At 56.6% G+C, this 18174-nt stretch carries 18 protein-coding genes; 7 read left to right on the forward strand and 11 right to left on the reverse strand.

The features are described from left to right. The first annotated feature begins 85 nt into the window (after positions 1-85). Together M5M_RS05400 and M5M_RS05405 are read left to right on the forward strand one after the other, a co-directional pair. Entirely contained in the window at positions 86-1618 is a 1533-nt protein-coding gene (locus tag M5M_RS05400) for a tryptophan halogenase family protein (RefSeq protein WP_211217006.1), read from the forward strand. Then, positions 1615-3135, forward strand: coding sequence for a tryptophan halogenase family protein (locus M5M_RS05405; RefSeq protein WP_015046459.1), 1521 nt, complete (start codon positions 1615-1617; stop codon positions 3133-3135). Before M5M_RS05400 ends, M5M_RS05405 begins: the two co-directional genes overlap by 4 nt. On the opposite strand, the gene M5M_RS05410 is transcribed toward M5M_RS05405, so the two are convergent. Together M5M_RS05410 and M5M_RS05415 are read right to left on the reverse strand one after the other, a co-directional pair. Further along, on the reverse strand, positions 3120-4619 hold the full coding sequence (locus M5M_RS05410) for a tryptophan halogenase family protein (protein ID WP_015046460.1): 1500 nt from the start codon (positions 4617-4619) through the stop codon (positions 3120-3122). The two genes, M5M_RS05405 and M5M_RS05410, sit on opposite strands and share 16 nt — an antisense overlap. Positions 4620-4685: 66 nt before the next feature. Continuing rightward, positions 4686-5228, reverse strand: a complete 543-nt coding sequence (locus M5M_RS05415) for a dihydrofolate reductase family protein (protein WP_015046461.1) — start codon at positions 5226-5228, stop codon at positions 4686-4688. A gap of 175 nt (positions 5229-5403) precedes the next feature. Here M5M_RS05415 and M5M_RS05420 point away from each other — a divergent pair, with 175 nt between their 5' ends. Beyond that, positions 5404-6792, forward strand: a complete 1389-nt coding sequence (locus M5M_RS05420; protein ID WP_015046462.1) for an L-serine ammonia-lyase — start codon at positions 5404-5406, stop codon at positions 6790-6792. Positions 6793-6900: 108 nt separating this feature from the next. After that, complete coding sequence (locus M5M_RS05425) at positions 6901-7515, forward strand: DNA-3-methyladenine glycosylase family protein (protein ID WP_015046463.1); 615 nt, start codon at positions 6901-6903, stop codon at positions 7513-7515. Here M5M_RS05425 and M5M_RS19345 read toward each other — a convergent pair whose 3' ends face one another. The 3 genes from M5M_RS19345 to M5M_RS05440 form a co-directional block, all read right to left on the reverse strand. Continuing rightward, positions 7516-8127, reverse strand: a complete 612-nt coding sequence (locus tag M5M_RS19345) for a hemerythrin domain-containing protein (protein ID WP_015046464.1) — start codon at positions 8125-8127, stop codon at positions 7516-7518. 97 nt (positions 8128-8224) lie between these two features. After that, positions 8225-9652 (reverse strand): deoxyribodipyrimidine photo-lyase, encoded by a 1428-nt coding sequence (gene phrB, locus M5M_RS05435; protein ID WP_016389231.1) that lies wholly within the window; start codon positions 9650-9652, stop codon positions 8225-8227. Positions 9653-9657: 5 nt separating this feature from the next. Further along, on the reverse strand, positions 9658-10656 hold the full coding sequence (locus M5M_RS05440; protein WP_015046466.1) for a YbgA family protein: 999 nt from the start codon (positions 10654-10656) through the stop codon (positions 9658-9660). Between the two features lie 68 nt (positions 10657-10724). Between M5M_RS05440 and M5M_RS20095 the strand changes: the two genes are divergently transcribed. Then, on the forward strand, positions 10725-11009 hold the full coding sequence (locus M5M_RS20095; RefSeq protein WP_015046467.1) for a hypothetical protein: 285 nt from the start codon (positions 10725-10727) through the stop codon (positions 11007-11009). 3 nt (positions 11010-11012) lie between these two features. On the opposite strand, the gene M5M_RS05450 is transcribed toward M5M_RS20095, so the two are convergent. Beyond that, positions 11013-11825 (reverse strand): class I SAM-dependent methyltransferase, encoded by an 813-nt coding sequence (locus M5M_RS05450; RefSeq protein WP_015046468.1) that lies wholly within the window; start codon positions 11823-11825, stop codon positions 11013-11015. Positions 11826-11846: 21 nt separating this feature from the next. Then, the gene (locus M5M_RS05455; protein WP_015046469.1) at positions 11847-13055 is read right to left on the reverse strand and encodes a M24 family metallopeptidase; all 1209 of its coding nucleotides are present in this window, start codon (positions 13053-13055) and stop codon (positions 11847-11849) included. 219 nt (positions 13056-13274) lie between these two features. Here M5M_RS05455 and M5M_RS05460 point away from each other — a divergent pair, with 219 nt between their 5' ends. After that, a complete protein-coding gene (locus tag M5M_RS05460; RefSeq protein ID WP_015046470.1) occupies positions 13275-14633 on the forward strand; it encodes a substrate-binding domain-containing protein in 1359 nt (452 codons plus the stop codon). Between the two features lie 7 nt (positions 14634-14640). Here the strand turns inward: M5M_RS05460 and M5M_RS19835 are convergent, their stop codons facing one another. Next, on the reverse strand, positions 14641-15060 hold the full coding sequence (locus tag M5M_RS19835) for a hypothetical protein (RefSeq protein ID WP_144062395.1): 420 nt from the start codon (positions 15058-15060) through the stop codon (positions 14641-14643). Then, on the reverse strand, positions 15057-15713 hold the full coding sequence (locus M5M_RS05470) for a YiaD family glycine zipper/OmpA-like lipoprotein (RefSeq protein WP_015046472.1): 657 nt from the start codon (positions 15711-15713) through the stop codon (positions 15057-15059). Before M5M_RS05470 ends, M5M_RS19835 begins: the two co-directional genes overlap by 4 nt. Before the next feature lie 162 nt (positions 15714-15875). Between M5M_RS05470 and M5M_RS05475 the strand changes: the two genes are divergently transcribed. Further along, entirely contained in the window at positions 15876-16385 is a 510-nt protein-coding gene (locus M5M_RS05475) for a leucine-rich repeat domain-containing protein (protein ID WP_015046473.1), read from the forward strand. Positions 16386-16394: 9 nt separating this feature from the next. Here M5M_RS05475 and M5M_RS05480 read toward each other — a convergent pair whose 3' ends face one another. Both M5M_RS05480 and M5M_RS05485 read right to left on the reverse strand, forming a co-directional pair. After that, complete coding sequence (locus M5M_RS05480; RefSeq protein ID WP_015046474.1) at positions 16395-16667, reverse strand: PilZ domain-containing protein; 273 nt, start codon at positions 16665-16667, stop codon at positions 16395-16397. Positions 16668-17433: 766 nt separating this feature from the next. Beyond that, positions 17434-18036: a peroxiredoxin gene (locus tag M5M_RS05485; RefSeq protein WP_015046475.1), complete on the reverse strand. Its 603-nt coding sequence runs from the start codon at positions 18034-18036 to the stop codon at positions 17434-17436. Between the last annotated feature and the right edge of the window lie 138 nt (positions 18037-18174).

Consider the following 18174-nt stretch of genomic DNA (forward strand, 5'->3'; position numbering starts at 1 on the left):
GTAGTAACCAAGGCCGCCGATTGACCTCGGCGGCCTTTTTTTTGCGATCGAATACAGGCACACTGAAAATAAAAAAGACACGAGCATGATGAAAAGCGCAACACGCCAACAACCTGTACGCCAATTAGTAATAGCCGGAGGCGGCACTGCTGGCTGGATGGCCGCGGCCTCGTTGGCCAGACATTTTCAACACACACCTTTGACCATCACGCTGGTGGAATCACCAGAGATAGGCACCATTGGTGTGGGAGAAGCCACCATTCCCACCATCCGGCGTTTTTATCGGAATCTGGGCCTCTCAGATGGTCAGGTAATGATGGCCACTCAGGCCACCGCCAAATTGGGGATTGCATTTGATGGCTGGCGCGCGCCGGGCGAGCAGTTCATTCACCCCTTTGGCCGCTTCGGACAGGATCTGAATGGCATCGGTTTTCACCACTACTGGCAGCGGCTGGCGAGTATGGGCGACACACGCCCGCTGTCGGACTACTGCCTGCCCATCCAATTGGCCGAAGCCAACAAATTCACCACACCTGCCCCCAACCCCTCCAATTCACTGGGCGTATTCGATTGGGCGCTGCATCTGAACGCCACTGCTTTTGCCAAACTGCTGAAAGAAACCGCACTGCAAATGGGGGTTCAGCATGTTGAGGGCAATATCACACAGGTGCAGTTAGAGTCTGACAATGGCTTTATTTCTGCACTGCAACTTGCCGATGGCCGGCAGCTACCGGGCCAGCTGTTTATCGATTGCACCGGTTTCCGGGCACGGCTGTTGGGTGAAGCCCTGGCCGTGCCCTTTGAATCATGGCAAGACCAGCTTCTGTGCGATCGTGCTGTGGTGGTGCAGTCTGAGTTGGCATCCCCCACTAATCCGCCATCCTTTACCCGCGCTCGCGCCATGCGTGCCGGCTGGCAATGGCGCATCCCTCTGCAGAGCCGGCAGGGCAATGGATTGGTATATTCAAGTCACTTTCTCTCTGAGGATGAAGCCACAGCGCACATGCTGGACGATTGCGGTGCCTCACCACTGCAGGAGCCGCGCCATCTGAGATTTACGCCCGGCATGCGTAAAGTCAGCTGGGAAAAAAACTGCATCGCACTCGGCTTGGCCGCCGGATTTCTGGAGCCACTGGAAAGCACCAGCATTGCGTTGATTGAAACCGCTATTGAAAAAATCAAACTGCTGTTCCCCAATGCCGATTGTGATCGAGCCATTATCGACGAGTTCAACAATATGACCCGGCTGGAATATGAACGGGTGAAAGACTTTATTCTGCTGCACTATGTACTCAACGGCCGCCAAGGTGAAGCCTTCTGGCAAGCCTGCCGGGAAGTCCATCAGCCCGACACACTGAAAAATAAGCTTTCGCTGTTCAAAGCCCGCGGGCATCTGGTGAAATACCGCTGGGAAATGTTCCAGCCCGCCAGCTGGTTGGCGCTTTTTTCAGGCTTCGGATTCCAGTCAGATATGTATGATCCCGCAGCCGATGCCATACCGGAACAACAACTGAAATCGATTATGGATAGCATGGCTAAAGGCATTCAGACTGCAGTGGCCGATTCACCCAGCCATCAGGCATTTCTTCAACATCTGAAACAGGCGGCCGGCGCATGAAAACCAACCGATGGATCATTGTGGGCGGCGGCACCGCTGGCTGGATTGCAGCCAGTGCCCTCGCCCACCAATACCGCAACCAAGCGGTGTCTATCACCTTGGTGGAATCGTCCGAGATTGGCACCGTGGGCGTGGGCGAAGCGGTGATACCGCCCTTTATCACCTTTATCCGCAACCTCGGGCTGGACGAACAGCAATTTATTGCCGCCGTGGGTGGCACCTTTAAGCTGGGTATCGAATTCAAAAACTGGCGGCGGCAGCATCACAGCTACTTCCACCACTTCGGCGACCTTGGCCGGCCGCTGAATGGCAATGACTTCTATCATTGTTTTTTGCATGCCGGGCGCGCGGGCGACTGCGGCGACTTAATGGATTACGCACCCAGCGCCGTCATGGCCCGACAGCACCGGTTTTTTCTGCCATTCAAACTGGCCCCCGACTCCGGCCTCAACGGCGCCAACTATGCCCTGCACTTTGACGCGAGCCGGGTCGCGGCGGAGCTCAGGCGTTTTGCCTGTGACGCTGGCGTTAAGCGCGTAGACGCTAAAGTCGAACGGGTACTGACCGATGACGCAGGCACTATTCAGACCTTGCAACTGAGCACCGGCGAACAGCTGGATGGCGATTATTTCATCGACTGCAGTGGTTTCCGCTCACTGCTGCTTGGGCAAACACTGAACATTCCTTACGACGATTGGAGCGACCTGCTGCCCTGCAACAGCGCCGCGGCCGTACAATCTGAGCACACAGGCGACACACCGCCTTACACCACCGCCAGCGCACAGGATGCCGGCTGGATCTGGCGCATTCCGTTACAGCACCGCATGGGCAACGGCTACGTATTCAGCAATGACTACATCAGCGACGACGAGGCGTGCGCAAGCTTGCTGGCGCAATTGACCGGTAAGCCACTGCACGATCCGCGTATTCTTCGCTTTACCACGGGCATGCGACAACAACTGTGGGCGAAAAACTGCATCGCGCTCGGGTTGGCGGGCGGTTTTCTGGAACCACTTGAATCCACCGCGATTCACCTGGTCACCCGCGGCGTGCAATTCCTGTTGCAGCTACTACCGACGGTCGCAACCACCGAAACACAATGCCAGGCCCTCGCCGCTGAATACAATCAACGCATGCGCGCAGACTACGAAGAAATCCGCGACTTTCTGGTGTTGCATTACTGCCTGACCGAGCGCGACGATTCTCCTTTCTGGCGTTACGTACGCGACATGCCCCTGCCCGCTTCGCTCAAGCACCGATTGGCGCTATTCGATGCCAGCGGCCAATTGCCCCCTGAAAATGACGAGCTGTTCAGGAAACCCAGCTGGCAGGCGGTATTGCACGGAATGGGCAGACGCCCCGCTCACTATCACCCGGCGGTCGATCAATTGGATGCAGCGCAGGTTAACCAGGCGCTCAATGCGGCACGCCAACAGATGGCGAATGCATGCCAGCAACTGCCCACCCACAACGAATTTATTCAGCAGTTCTGCGCCACACCTCAGGCCGCACAGTGACGTGCAATAAACGCTGCATGTGAGAGCGGTTGGTTCGCCGCGGATGCAATCTGGCTGCGCATGCTGGCGAGCGCACGGGCAATGTCATCCGGGCTGGCGTTCAGTACCGCCGGATCAGGCTGGCAGGGTGCCACGCCAAAGCCTTCGTAAAAGGTCAACCAGCTCGCGGGTTCGAACGACTCCAACTCCCGTTGCTGGAGGTGACCGCGGGATTCGAACAGCGCAATTTTTTGCGCCAACGAATCAGGCAAGGGCATATTGCGGCAGTATTCCCACAGATCCCCTTGGCGACCATTGCGGCAATAATGCAGGATCAGAAAATCCCGGATGCGTTCCATTTCAATCCGTGCGGTGCGATTGGCTTCTTCGACTTCGGCGGCGTCGATGCCGGCGAGCGGCAGGAACATCAACAACCGCGACAGCCCCGTTTGAATCAACGCAATGCTGGTGCTTTCCAAAGGTTCAAGAAAACCACTGGCAAGCCCCAGCGCCACACAATTTTTCTCCCAGAACTTTTGTCGCCGGCCGGTGACAAACCTGATCCGGTTGGGCGAGCCGGTCGCCGCGCCCTCCAGGCCCGCCATGAGATCCTCAACGACCCGCGATTCATCAATAAACCGGCTCGCGAACACAGAGCCGTTGCCGGTGCGATGCTGCAAGGGTATCTGCCATTGCCAGCCGCCATCGCGTGCAATCGCGCGGGTATAGGGGCGAAGTACCGGCGCGGGTTCAGCCGCCACCGCATAGGCACCATCCACGGGCAGCCAATGGGACCAGTCTTCAAACGGCACCGATAATGCTTCGCCCAACAAAAGCGAACGAAAGCCGCTGCAATCAATAAAGAAATCGCCCGCAAGCTCCAGACCGGATTCCAGCTTCAACGCCTGTATGTGACCATTTGCCGGGTCTTTTACCACTGACGTCAAACGATCATCGACGCGTTCAACCCCACGGGCTTCTGCATAGTGGCGCAAAAACGCGGCGTAGGCAGTGGCGTCAAAATGAAAAGCGTATTTGTAATCCGCAAGCGGATTGCCTGGTTCGGCGTGGGGTTGCGCAAAACGCTGCTGGCCGGCCAGCATGGCGGAAAAACTGTATTCATGCAGCGCGCCAACATCAAGGCCGAGCGCCCGGGCACGATAAAACCACTGATGAAACGGCGTACCGGCAATGGGCGCACCGTAATCGGAAAAGGGGTGAAAAATGTCAGACGATTGCCCTGCCCACCCTTCGAACCGGATCCCCAATTTAAAGGTGGCGTTGGTAGCGCGAATAAACGCCCGCTCATCGATACCCAGACTGGCATTGAAGTTCCGTAAACCCGGCAGCGTGGCCTCACCCACACCCACCGTGCCCACTGCCGATGACTCCACCAGTTGAATGCGCACCTGCGTGCCTCGCAGCTGGTGACTCATGGCCGCTGCGGCCATCCAACCGGCGGTGCCGCCGCCGAGAATAATCAATCGGTTGAGGGGTTGTTGCATGCGGGCCTCGCGTTTTTTCTTTATGGTTGCAGCCCGACCACTAATAGTCAATTGGAATATTATGTATCAGCCGGACTGACTAAAACGATAATGGCTTTGTACCACCCCATTGGCCCAGGTAAAGGTTTTTTCGTGGAACCACAACTGATCACCCGCGTTGGCTTTCAGCTTGCCGAATAACGGTAAGCCGTCGCCGATAAGCACCGGAATCCGGGTCAGAATCAAACGCTGAACCAATCCATCCGCAATAAATGCCTGGATGGTTTCACCGCCATCGATATAGGCATGCTGAAAACCTTCGGTGCCGAGAGCATCCAGGAGCGCACGCGGGCTACCGGACATAAGCGCCACATTTTCTAATTCCGCAGGAATCTCTACCCCCGAACGGGACAAGACACGCACCGGCATGTGATAGGGCCAGCGGCCAAAACTCAGCACTTTTTCAAAGGTATGACGCCCCATCACCAACACGTCCACCGTACTGACAAAATCGCCATAGCCCATGTCATTGCGCGGGTCCATGGCGGGCAGCCAATCCAACTCGCCATCGGGTCTGGCGATGAACCCATCCAGGCTGGTGGCTATAAATACCGAGGCGTTACAGGTCATGGCAGTCTCCTCCGGTATTTGAGTGTAGCCACTTTTACTCACGCGACCCGTACATTCAGACAAAAGTTGCCTATTGGAAACTATTGTTGACTATTGGAAACCACATCCCTAGCATGGCCCACCGGTCACGCTCTTCGGAGCTACACTGAAACCAAGGTTTAGCAGGAACCCGCAAATGGCAATTTCCGTTTTCGAGCTGTTTAAAATCGGCATCGGCCCTTCCAGTTCACACACGGTAGGCCCCATGGTGGCCGCCCGACGGTTTTTGCTCGAGTTGCCCTGCCCGCTCGCCCAGGTGGACCGGGTGGTGGTCGACTTGTTCGGCAGTCTGGCCATGACCGGCGAGGGCCACGGCACCGATATCGCGGTATTGTTGGGCCTGGCTGGCATGCAGCCGGCAACCGTCGCGGTTGAGGCCATTGCGCCCTTGCTCGCAAGTATCCGCGAGCATCACAGTTTGAAACTGAATGGCGAACACGAGATCCGCTTTAACGAAGCCAACGACCTGATTTTCAACAAAGGGGCCAGCCTGCCATTGCACCCCAACGGCATGACCTGCAGCGCCTTTGATGCCGACGGCAACCCGTTGATGCGTAAAAGCTATTTTTCCATTGGCGGTGGCTTTGTGCTCGCCGAAGATGAGTTTGCCGACGCGGAAAATTCCGGTTTCGATGCGCCCTACGATTTTCAATCGGCCAGAGAGCTGCTCGCCATGGGCAAGCGCGACGGCAAATCTATTGCCGAAATGGCCATGGAAAACGAACAGGTATTAAAACCCCGGCAGGATGTTATCGACGGCGTCTACCAGATCTGGAAAGTCATGGACGCCTGTATTCAGCGTGGGTGCAGCACCCGGGGACTATTGCCGGGCAGCCTGAAGGTCAAACGCCGCGCCGCTGAAATGCACGACGATTTGCAGGAACGGCTGGAAAACGGCGTACCCGATGCCCTGGCAGTGATGGATTGGGTCAGTCTGTTTGCCCTGGCGGTCAATGAAGAAAATGCCGCCGGTGGCAAAGTCGTGACCGCACCCACCAATGGCGCGGCCGGCGTAATCCCTGCGGTGCTCGCCTATTATGTGAAATTTGTTCACACGCCTGACATGGGTGGCCTGAAGCATCAGGTGGTGACATATCTGCTCACCAGTGCGGCCATCGGCATGTTGTTCAAACGCAATGCGTCAATCAGTGCTGCAGAAGTGGGTTGTCAGGGCGAGATCGGCGTGGCGTGTTCCATGGCGGCGGCAGGTCTCACAGCGCTGATGGGCGGCACCAATGAACAGATTGAAAACGCGGCTGAGATCGGCATGGAGCACAACCTGGGCCTGACCTGCGACCCCATTGGCGGGCTGGTACAGATTCCCTGTATTGAGCGCAATACCATGGGCGCTATCAAAGCGATCAATGCCTCCCGGCTGGCCTTGCGGGGCGATGGCAGTCACCGGGTATCGCTCGATTCGGTCATCGAAACCATGTTCCAGACCGGCATCGACATGCAGGCGAAATACAAAGAAACTGCCGAAGGTGGCCTGGCTATCAATGCGGTGAACGTGGTGGAATGCTGACCTGCGAAGCCGGTCAGCGCGAGAGCGCTACGGAAAGCAAGCGCTGCCCACCCGACTGGCGCCGGTAGCCAGCAATGTTGCGTTGTCCTCTCAACCCATGAGGCATCCATGTCCAAGCCCATCCACAAGCACCTTCTGACCGCCAGTGCCTCCCTGCCGCATCTCCACCAATTAATCTGCCACAACGGTGTGCTGCAGCTGCAAAAGCGCGAGCCCGCCGAGCTGTTTGAGTATCTGTGTCAGACGGTGGTGGGGCAGCAGCTCTCCAACAAAGCTGCCGAAACCATCTGGCTGCGCATTACCGGTTTTTGTGAAGAAAAAGACAAACCCTTGTTCCAATTGCTCACGCCTCGCTACGCTGAAAAAATCCGCAGCTGTGGGCTGTCGCGGGCAAAACTCAAAGCCATGATGGGCTTGCGGGACGCCATCAAACAGGGGCAGTTGAACGAAGACATTCATACCTGCCAGGACCCGCAACGGATCATCAACGCGATCACCGGGCTGTGGGGATTTGGCACTTGGTCAGCGGAAATGGCCGCATTGTTTTTCTTCGCCCAACCGGATATCTGGTCCGAAAAAGACGCCGCACTTGCGCGCGGTTTATCGATTCTCAGCAGTCGCGAGCACTGTCACGAGCAAGTACTGCTCGATGCAATGCGCCCTTACCGTTCTTATTTTGCTCTGCATGTCTGGCGCGGATTGGATCAAGGTAATCTGGTCTGATTAAAGTCCGGACTTTACAAATCCGCCATCTTTTTCAGGCCGCTGGCCTTGGGTCATTGCCGCTTCATGAACCAGTTCAGCACCCAGATGCTGATACTGTGCGCGTTGCAAACTGCCAAACAAACCATCTTCACGTTCCGGCACCGCTTCTGCCACGGCATCCATATCGTCGTCGGTCAACAACCTTATCAATAACGGATACAGGCGTGCATTTTCGCGATGAATATGAGCCAACTGGCCGTGCACAAAGCCCCGGGTTTCTTCTATCAATCGCTCACGCGGTACCACATGGCCAGCGGCAATCTGCTGGTATACGCGCTGGGCAATTTTGGTTTGCGCTTCCAGGCTTTTGTGTTCGGCCATCAGCCAATCCACTTCTTTGGCCTGTTCATCCGCGCGAGCGTGCAGTTTTTTAACTAACGCATCTTCCAGCGGGTGGTGCCATTGCTCGGGATAAGTCTTGAGGTAGTCGAGCGCATCCACCACCAGCATGACGTTAAACGGACGCTCCATCTGGCCCGACTCCAGCATGTCCACTTCGCGCTGCACGCAGTTCAACAATTTGAGAAAGTTGTAATGGTCCTGTTGCAGGGTTTTCATCAGGGGATGCATAACCGCCTCCGGGAATTGCGCCACTTCACCTGCCCAAGTGTAGACAAGCAACCACCCCCAGCCTAAACCAGCGGCAGAGACCTTAGGTTGATCTACATCATAGGGCGGCGAATGCGTCGATGGCCTGCTGGCGGGACAGCTTCAGGTCCACGATTGGCGCCGGATAGTCGCCGCGCAAGGCGGGTTTGGGCAGGTGAATCTGCTTGTTGTCCAGATGCGCCAGTTCAGGCAACCAGTGCCGGATGAATTGCCCTTCCGGGTCGAAGCGTTGCGACTGGCTGACCGGGTTGAATACCCGGAAATAGGGCGCGGCGTCGGTGCCTGTAGAGGCACTCCACTGCCAGCCGCCATTGTTGGCGGCAAAGTCGCCATCCACCAGCTGCTGCATAAAATAGGCCTCGCCCCGCCGCCAATCCACCAGCAGATTTTTGGTGAGAAACATGGCCACCACCATGCGTAACCGGTTGTGCATCCAGCCGGTGGCGTGCAATTGCCGCATCGCCGCGTCCACCAGAGGGATACCGGTGCGGCCCTGGCACCAGGCGAGAAAATCTTCGTCGGCAGACCGCCAGGCCAACTGACGTGTTTTCTCCACAAAGGGCTGATTGCGCGACACCCGGGGAAAATGCCACATGATGTATTGGTAAAAATCCCGCCAGCCCAGCTCGCTCAACCACACGTCACTGCGGGGATGATGCCAATCACCTTCACTGGCGAGCAACCAGGCGTGAGCACATTGACGCGCGCTGATGGCGCCCACCGCCAGGTAGGGCGACAAACCGGACGTACCCTCAAGCGCAGGAAAATCCCGTTGCTCGCCGTACTGCATCAGGCGCTCTCGCGTAAAGCGCACGAGCCTTTTGTGCGCTTCGCTCTCGCCCGCCGGCCATAAGGCCGCCATCGCGGGCACATCTTCAGACAGGCCAAACGCGTCGCGCGAAATCGTCGGCGCGTTCACTTTACCGGGTTGTACTCTGGGCTTGGGCAGATTCGCAACACCGCTGGCTTTGAGTGCCTCCAGCCAACGTCGCTTGTAAGGCGTGAACACTTTGAAAGGCGTGCCGCCTCCGGTCAGCACCGATTCGGGCGGCACCAATAAACGGTCATCCAACACCTCGGTAGCCAGGTTTTCCTGGGTACAGCGTTTACGCACTGCCAGATCCCGCTGACGCTCGTCCCACCCCACTTCGCGATGCCACACCACTTTGCCGGCACCCAATTCAAGTGCCAGCTTAACCACCGCCTCAGCGCATTGGGAAAACAGGGGCACTTGCAACACATGCAATGTAATACCCAGTTCCCGCAATTGCTGTCCCAAGGCCAACACAGAACGGTACACAAAGTCGCGTTTGTTCACGCCCCAATCGTGCCGCTGCCATTGCTGGGTGGTGCAGACAAAAACGGCGTGCACCCTGCCCCCCTCCGCCATTGCGCTCTGGCAAGCGGCGGTAAGTGCCGGATGGTCAGTCACCCGCAGATCGTTGCGGAACCAGATCAGCTGGTTCGGATGTTTCGCTCTCGACATCGCCGTCAGATAGCTGACCGCAGGCCCAGGCCGGCGTCGTGTGGCTGCCAGTATTTCTGCTCGGACAGATAGTTACCCGGCAAACGCTTGACGTGATGCTTCATCAACACCAGAGGCGTTACCAACGGCGTAATACCGAGACGGTATTGGTCGATATGGCTGAGCATTTCCTGCCGGTCATCCTGCGACAAATGTTTTTTGAAATAGCCCAGCATATGCAACAACACGTTGCTGTGGCTCTTGCGGTTGGCCAGTACTTTGAAGCCATCCATCAGCACGGCAATAAACTCATCCGCCAGAATATTTACCGGCTTGCGGTCGTGATTCGCCAACAACCGACCCACCGCTTTGTACGCCGTCTGCGAGTGGGCCATCAGCAAATACTTGTAAGGGCTGTAAAAACGGATCAGGTCGCCCATGGTCAGGGTTTCGCGGCTCAGCTTCAGCAGGCGCCAGGCGCGGTAGACACCTAAGCGAACCATGAAGTTTTCGCGAATCACCGGATCGTTCAGGCGACCGGCATCTTCAACCGGCATCAAAGGCGCTGCCGCCATAATGCCGGCCGCATACACGCCCACGCCCTTGCGCGTCGCCTGATAGCCATTGGTGCGGTAGGTCTTGACGTTGACGCTCCCGCAACTGGGGGAATCGTTCATGAAAATGTAGCCATCCAGGTCGTCGTGAGCCGCCAGGAATTCCGACGCTTTGGCGGCCAGCGCCGGTGCAAAGTCCACCACCTCATCGCCCGCTTTGGGCTTGCTCCACTCGACCGCAATCACATCGTCCCGGTGCACCTGCCGGATGGCCGGCCGGGGAGTCGGAAGGCCTATCGCGACTTCCGGGCACATAGGCACAAGATTGGCGATGTTGACGAGCTGATCGGCGCAGAATCCATGGCGTTTATGGCCTGCATTGAAGCGAACCTCATGCCCCATCAGACAGGCACTGATACCGATCTTGAAGCGTTCAGATTGAGCGTTTGCGGTCGATTGTTGTGATTTCATGGCACACCTCATTGGTTTGCCTTTAATACGCGCAAAAGGGCCCACTGGATCAATGCTATGATGATCAGATGTACCGGAAAACTCCCTCACGCAAACACCCGCTGGCCGCCTTGAAAGCCCATTATCAGGCGCCCTTGCTGGTGGCATTTGCCCAGTTCAAATTGGGCGCCATGCTGTTTTTTTTCGGGTTGGTGCTCGTGTACATGGCCAGCCAATTGATGGCGGACTCCTTCGAGCAGGAACTGGCCATGGCCGTCGGGCTGATATGCGCCGCGATAGGGTTTGTCATGGCCATGGCCGCTCACCTGCGCATGGTGATCAGCCGTTTGTGGGCTTTTTTTACCCAGAAATGACGATCAGACGTCAACGTCCGGCAAACGATCCGGCATTTTTCTGAGTGTATAGATATCAAACCGGCTGGACTTACCCGTCAACGCCAGGGCCGGCTTCTGACCCGCCAGCCAGGGCGCTTTGCGCGGGCGTTTGACCACCACCCGGTAACGCGCCGCATCCAGGGCTTGCGCCAGGAGCCCATCCTGATCCGGGTCTTCACCCACCAGACTGTGGAACGCGGTCATTTCCTTTTTCACTGCAGCGCTTTTTTCCCGGCTTGGGAACATGGGATCCAGATAAACCACATCCGCCACCGCCATACCCTGCTCCGAGCTGCACAGGTCCGGTGCCAGGCTCAGCCTCCCGGCCACGGCAAGCAAATCCGGCGCTTGCGATTCTGCAACCTGCCGCAAACGGTTCAGGCCGTCCGACAACAGGCTGTAGACCACCGGATTGCGCTCCTGCATGTGAACCTGCGCGCCGAGGCACGCCAGCACATAGGCGTCGCCACCCAGACCTGCGGTGGCATCCAACACCTGCGGGTTCACTCCGGCTTTCAATCCTACGGCTTTGGCCACCATCTGACCGCGTCCGCCACCGTACTGGCGTCGGTGATCCGCTGCGCCATGGGCAAAATCCACCCACACGGGGCCAGGTGCCTTGCGGCCGGTTTGCTGAAGTTTGAGACCGGAATCATCCAGCCACAACACAAAGGCGTGGTCGGTGATCTCGCGCGGATCACCCAGACCGGCGTAGGGTTGCCGGGCCAGCTCGGCCCAGCGCAGACCCTGCTCGGCAAGCACCGGATGGGCGATGTAAACGGGGCATGAAGACATAAGCAGCGCCCCTTCAAGGCGTTATAAATTTAACGGGTTATCAATGGATTCTGAGGGTTCGGTGAACCAGCGGGGGCCATTGTCCGTCATGTAAAAATGATCTTCCAGTCGCACACCAAATTCACCCGGCAGTACCAACATGGGTTCGTTGGAAAACACCATGCCGGCAGCCAACGGTTGATCGTTGCCTTTCACCAGATAGGGCCACTCATGAATGTCGAGTCCGCAGCCGTGACCGGTGCGATGCGGTAAGCCGGGCAATGCGTAGTCAGGCGAAAACCCGTGCTCGGCCAATACCCTGCGCGCGGCATCGTCGGCGGCACCACAGGGCCGACCCAACTGGGCGGCCTCAAACGCGGCGGCCTGCGCGGCCTTTTCTGCAGCAAAAGCCTGGCGCTGGCGATCGGTAATGTCGCCAAACGCGTAACTGCGGGTAATGTCGGAGTTATAGCCGTGCAACACACAACCGGTATCGATCAGCACCCAATCGTTCTCTTTAAGCGTCTGCGCATGTTTGACCCCATGGGGAAAGCTCGAGGCAACGCCGAACAATACAATGCAAAAGGAAGAGCCGGCGGCACCCACGCGTTTATGAGCGGCATCAATGAACTCGGCGACCTCAAGGGTGGAAATGCCGGGACGTAACATGGACGCTGCGGCGCGGTGCACGGCCATGGTCATGTCTTTGGCGCGCTGCATCAATGCGATTTCCGCCGGTGATTTATGCATCCGGCAACCCGCGGTTACCGCGTCGGCACTGACCCATTGCAAACCGGGTGCCGCCTTGGCCAGACCGTTGGAAATAAAGAACGGGCTGCTTTCATCTATCCCCACCGTGCGCGCACCCCACTGCGCAAGAATCCCTGCAGCCAGCGCATAGGGGCTCTCGTGTTCCTGCCAACCTTGAAAGTCGCCCGCCACCACTCGGTATTGGTTGAGCGTGTTCTCTTCAAACGCAGGGCCCAGATATACCGGTTGACCGGTTTTGGGTAGCAAGACTCCCACCAGCCGTTCACTCGGCCACCAGCGGGTGCCGGTGAAGTAAAACAGGTTGGTTCCCGCGTTGAGGTAGACGGCGTCCAAGCCCTGTTGCGCCATCAACGCTTGTGCACGGGAAATGCGGGCCTGATACTCCGGTTGGCCGATGGGTTCGACACCCTCTGTCATATTGCTGAGTGCGGCCAGCGCCGCCTCGGGTGTCTGGCCACCCACGCCTTTGGTATAAGTCATGTTAATCTCCTGCGATTGAGTCAATTTTCCCTGCTGCAGGTTTAGCTTGTTATTGTGCCTTATGAGACTGACTTGAACGAAAGTTCCACAAGAATTTCTCTGCCTGAAAGGCGTTTTCATACCGCTGTAACACATTTGTCATGTTTCCGTCATAGATTCGACCCCCTTCCAAATTAAAGTAAAGGTGTGTGCACACCTCACCCGAATCAGGAATGCAATATGAAATGGTTTGCCATGCGTTTGTGGGCACTTTTCCTCGCTTTCAGTCTGTTATTCAGCGTATCTCTACAAGCAAATGACATTGTTCTTGAACCCTTTGACAGCGCCACCCGCGGCAAGTTGTTCACGGTAAAAGGATCCAATACGGTGGGTGCCGCGTTAATGCCGGCGTTGGTAGAGGCCTACCTGTTAGCCAAAGGCGCAAATGACGTGATTCGTGAGCCATCGGGTATCGAAAATGAATCGCGCATTGTCGGCACATTCACCAACGGCACTCAGGTTTTTGTGGATATAGCCGCGCACGGCTCCTCTACCAGCTTTCAGGGCCTGGCCGATGGCAGCGCCGATCTGGGCATGTCTTCCCGCCCAATCAAACCCACCGAAGCGGAAAGCCTTGCCCACCTTGACGACATGCAAAGCTTTGAGGCCGAAAAGGTTCTCGCTATCGACGGTCTGGCCGTCATCGTGCACCCTGAAAACAACGTGGCGCGGTTGACCACGAATACCGTCGCCCGCATATTTGCAGGCGAAATCAAACGTTGGTCTGAGTTGGGCGGGAAAGATATTGCAATCAACCTGTACGCGCGCGATGACAAGTCAGGTACGTGGGACACCTTCAGCTCACTGGTGCTAGGCAAAACCTTCACACTGGATAAGCACGCGCGACGATTTGAATCCAATGACGCATTATCAGGCCGCGTTGCCGGCGACCCGGGTGGCATCGGGTTTGTGGGTCTTGCTGCGGTCAACCGGGCAAAACCACTGGCCATTTATGATGAAGGCACAGAACCGCTGCTACCGTCACAAATGACCGTCGCCACCGAGGACTATCGTTTGAGCCGTCGCTTGTTTCTGTACATGCCGCCGGCCAGCGATCCTTTGCTGGCTGAATTTGTGGCCTTTGCCCAGAGCGCCGCCGGCCAGACCCAGGTGGCCAACATTGGTTACGTTTCCCAGGTGCCGATTGCAGTCACGCCGGATTTGGAAGGCATCACCAATGAAGACTACCTGCAGGCGGTGACTGGTGCAGAGCGCCTGTCGGTCAACATCCGTTTTCGCGAAGGCAGTGCTGAGCTGGACAATAAAGCCCGGCAGGATATTTTGCGCCTGGCGGCGTTGATGCAATCGCCCGACAGACGTCACCAAAAGATTTTGCTGGTGGGTTTTGGCGATACCAAAGATACAGAAAGCCGCTCGCGCGTACTCTCAAAACTGCGGGCAACTCAGGTGAAATCAGCGCTTTACCAACTCGGGATTGGCACTCAGCCGGTGCAGGGATTTGGTGCCATTATGCCCGTGGACGGCACCGACAAAACCCGTAATCAGCGGGTGGAAATCTGGCTGACAACCGAACAATAAAACGTTTTCAGAGAGGCCTCTGGTCGCGCTCGGCATTGAGCGCGGCTATTGCCTCGCCCGCCTCGGATTCCGGGGTTGCCTCACAGGCAATGAAATGCACCGGCTGCTCACGAAATTGCGCTACCCGGTCGGTCATCGTCACCAGATAGCGATGTTGTTCCTGTAACAGGTTGACACAATTGCCGTCGGCCAACACCTGCACAACCCGGCTTGCGCCCTGCTCGCCCCAATGGTCAAGCACTTCGAGGCGGTAATGCACCTGCCCAACCGCCAGGGTGCCAGGTTGACTCATGCCGATGTTGTACTGGAACTGGCGCTCCAGCACATTGGCAAGCAACAGTTGCTCGGACGCACCCGCAGCGGCTGCCAGCAGTATGAAACCGCTGGCGATCAAACCGTTTTTAGTGTGCGCCCGACGCCTCATCACTTACCTTCCAGGGCAACCAACTCGAGCTCTACCCGACGGTTTTGTTCGCGGCCCGCCGCCGTCTCATTGGTCGCGATGGGATAGCGCTCACCCATGCCCTGTGCGTGCACCCGGCCAGATGGAATCTGTTGTCCCACCAGATATTGTGCAACGCTGTTGGCGCGCTGCTCGCTTAACACCTGGTTGGTGCTGTCGCTGCCGGTGGAATCGGTGTGGCCGGTAACTTTGATCGCGGTCTTGTCAAACTTTTTCAACACTTTGGCCACGCTGTTCAGCGTCGGGTAAAAGTCGCCTTTGATCTCGTAACGACCGGTTGCAAAAGTAATATTGCCGGGCATGATCAGTGTCAGCTTATCGCCATCGCGCTGAACGCGAACGCCGGTGCCTTCAAGTTCGGCACGTAAAGCCGCTTCCTGCTGGTCCATGTAGTAGCCAATGCCACCGCCTGCAGCACCACCCAGTACTGCGCCGGTCGCGGCTGCACGTCCACGGTCTTTACCTTTTGAGGTGGCGGCGCCAATCACTGCACCCGCCACGGCACCCACGGCGGCGCCGGTGGTGGCATTGCTGGTTTTCTGTTCGCCGGTGTAAGGATCTACGGTTTGGCAAGCGGCAAGGCTGAGTGCAGCTGCCAGGGCAATCAATGGGCGCATGGGAACTCCTGCTAGTAGATGAACAAGGCCGTCAATGGAAGACTGACAGCCACAAACCGGCAGCAGTATAACTGGCGGATCTGAAGGAATTAAGCGCCGGAGGGGGAATTGCCACAAAATAAATGTAAAGTAGCGACCAACGCACACACACGGATAAATCGCATGCAGGTTAAGTCTTTATTCAGCTTGGGTTCTCTGGCCGTTTTACTGGTGGCCTGTCAGGGCTACGAGGTGTCGGTGAATGAACGTCAGGTTTACACACCGCTCCCGCTTTTCACGCAGTTCAGGGTCGCCGATCCGAACCTGCAAGAGTGCATTGATCAACACATCGAAGACAAACAGATAACCCGCGCCATTCAATTGGAGAGACTGAACTGCCGCCATGCCGGCATTACCCAGTTGGCAGGCATAGAAACCTTTGCAGGACTGCAGGAACTGGACCTTTCAGACAACGCACTGCAAAGCGCAACAGAGCTGGGCAATCTCAGCCGGCTTACCTGGCTGAACCTCGCCAACAATCAACTGACCAGCGCAGCGCCTTTGCTTACCCTGCTTCGGCTGACGGACCTTGATCTCACTGGCAACGCCGACCTGGATTGTACCGACCTGAAGCAACTGGGACAGGTGCAATCGGTGCGCATGGTTCGACCTGGTCATTGCGCCCAGGACTGATCTGGCCCTTTACCGGGGCAGAAACATCAGGCCAAGCAGCTGGTTGTTGTGGTGCCGCACTTGCATCGGCACCGGCGCCTCATTGATCTGGCCGCCGATCTTATGAAAGACCACCTGCACCTGGGTTCCCACCGGGGGCAGGACATCCACCTCCAGTTGTACGGCAGCGCCGCCATCGGAAATATCGCGGGTATAGCCCACCAGAGTGCCAAAACTGGGGTGGGTCATTTCAACCCGGATGGAGGTGGATTGGCGGGCAAATTTACGGCGCTCAGAGTACAAACAGTTTCTCCCACAGCAGGTGTTCCTTTTTATCCGGGCAGATGCATCATTCAGCCGGACCTTATCAGATCAGTATAGGAAGTTTTCCCGCAATGGGCGCAAGTAAACCGGAATTACGGGATAAACATAACCCGATTCACTAACCCCAATGAGCCCCGACGGGCAAAAATAAAACCTTTGTACGAATACATCGCTCAGGCTTGTGGACAAATATTACTCAGCCGCCATTAATCCACAGTTTCTGTGGATAAGTCTGTGCATGAGCCCTGAGAAAACGGCGCGATTGCCCATCATATGGGGCCCCAACACAGATTGATCAATATTTGATCAGAGCAAATATTTTCCTTTAATTTCAATAAGTTACAATTGTCAATATCGATCCATGATCGTTTTTCAGCGGCTGATATCTGATCAGTGCCGCACCGAGCCGGAAGGTGTGGAAATATCTGTCAGGTTAGACAGGTTGCATATCACAAAGGCGTGAAGGACTCACTAACATGAACCAAGATTCTGTTTTTTTTAATACTTCAGGGCATATGAAGCTTATAAAAACATGAAAAACAATTCTTACGCGGAACATCTGATGTCATATACATCCCGTAGGGGAACCGCCCGGCCTGGCGTGCCTAGGGACCGGCACTGAAAGGCCAATCCGCGCAACCACTCGCTGGCGACCAGGACCTGATAAAACTGGGTTCATGACCCAATACCCCAATAAAAAAGCCCGGCCAATAGCCGGGCTCTTTTACGTCGGGAGAAGCGGCAATTACAGCTTGCCAGCGTTCTCTTTCAGGTAGGCAGCAACACCCTCAGGCGATGCAGTCATGCCTGCATCACCGTCCTTCCAACCCGCCGGGCACACTTCACCGTGCTGCTGGTGGAATGCCAGGGCGTCAACCATGCGGATCATTTCGTCAACGTTACGGCCCAGAGGCAGATCGTTAACCACCTGATGGCGAACCAGACCGTCTTCATCGATCAGGAAAGAGCCACGGAAAGCCACGCCACCTTCGGACTCAACGTCATAAGCCTTACAGATGGCGTGATTGATGTCGGCCACCAGGGTGTATTTCACGGGACCGATACCGCCGTCTTCGATCGCAGTGTTGCGCCATGCATTGTGGGAGAAGTGCGAATCGATGGATACACCGATCACTTCCACATTGCGCTTCTTGAACTCTTCTACGCGGTGGTCGAATGCCAGCAGCTCAGAAGGACATACGAAGGTAAAGTCCAATGGGTAAAAGAACACAACGGCTTTCTTGCCCTTGATGGTGGCAGCCAGGTTGAAATCCTCAACAATCTCGCCATTGCCCAATACCGCCGCTGCGGTGAAATCGGGAGCCTGCTTACCTACTAATACGCCCATGATTCATCTCCTTGTTCTGTGTGAAGTCAGGGTTTGGAAAACTGGATGGACACCGTTGAGATCAACGACGCCAAGGCCGGGGTACAGACTGGCATACCCCGGTTAAAGGCGGCAATGGTAAACCCTTTGCACAACCGG

Origin of the sequence: Simiduia agarivorans SA1 = DSM 21679 (genome assembly GCF_000305785.2) — a bacterium.
Lineage (GTDB): Bacteria > Pseudomonadota > Gammaproteobacteria > Pseudomonadales > Cellvibrionaceae > Simiduia > Simiduia agarivorans.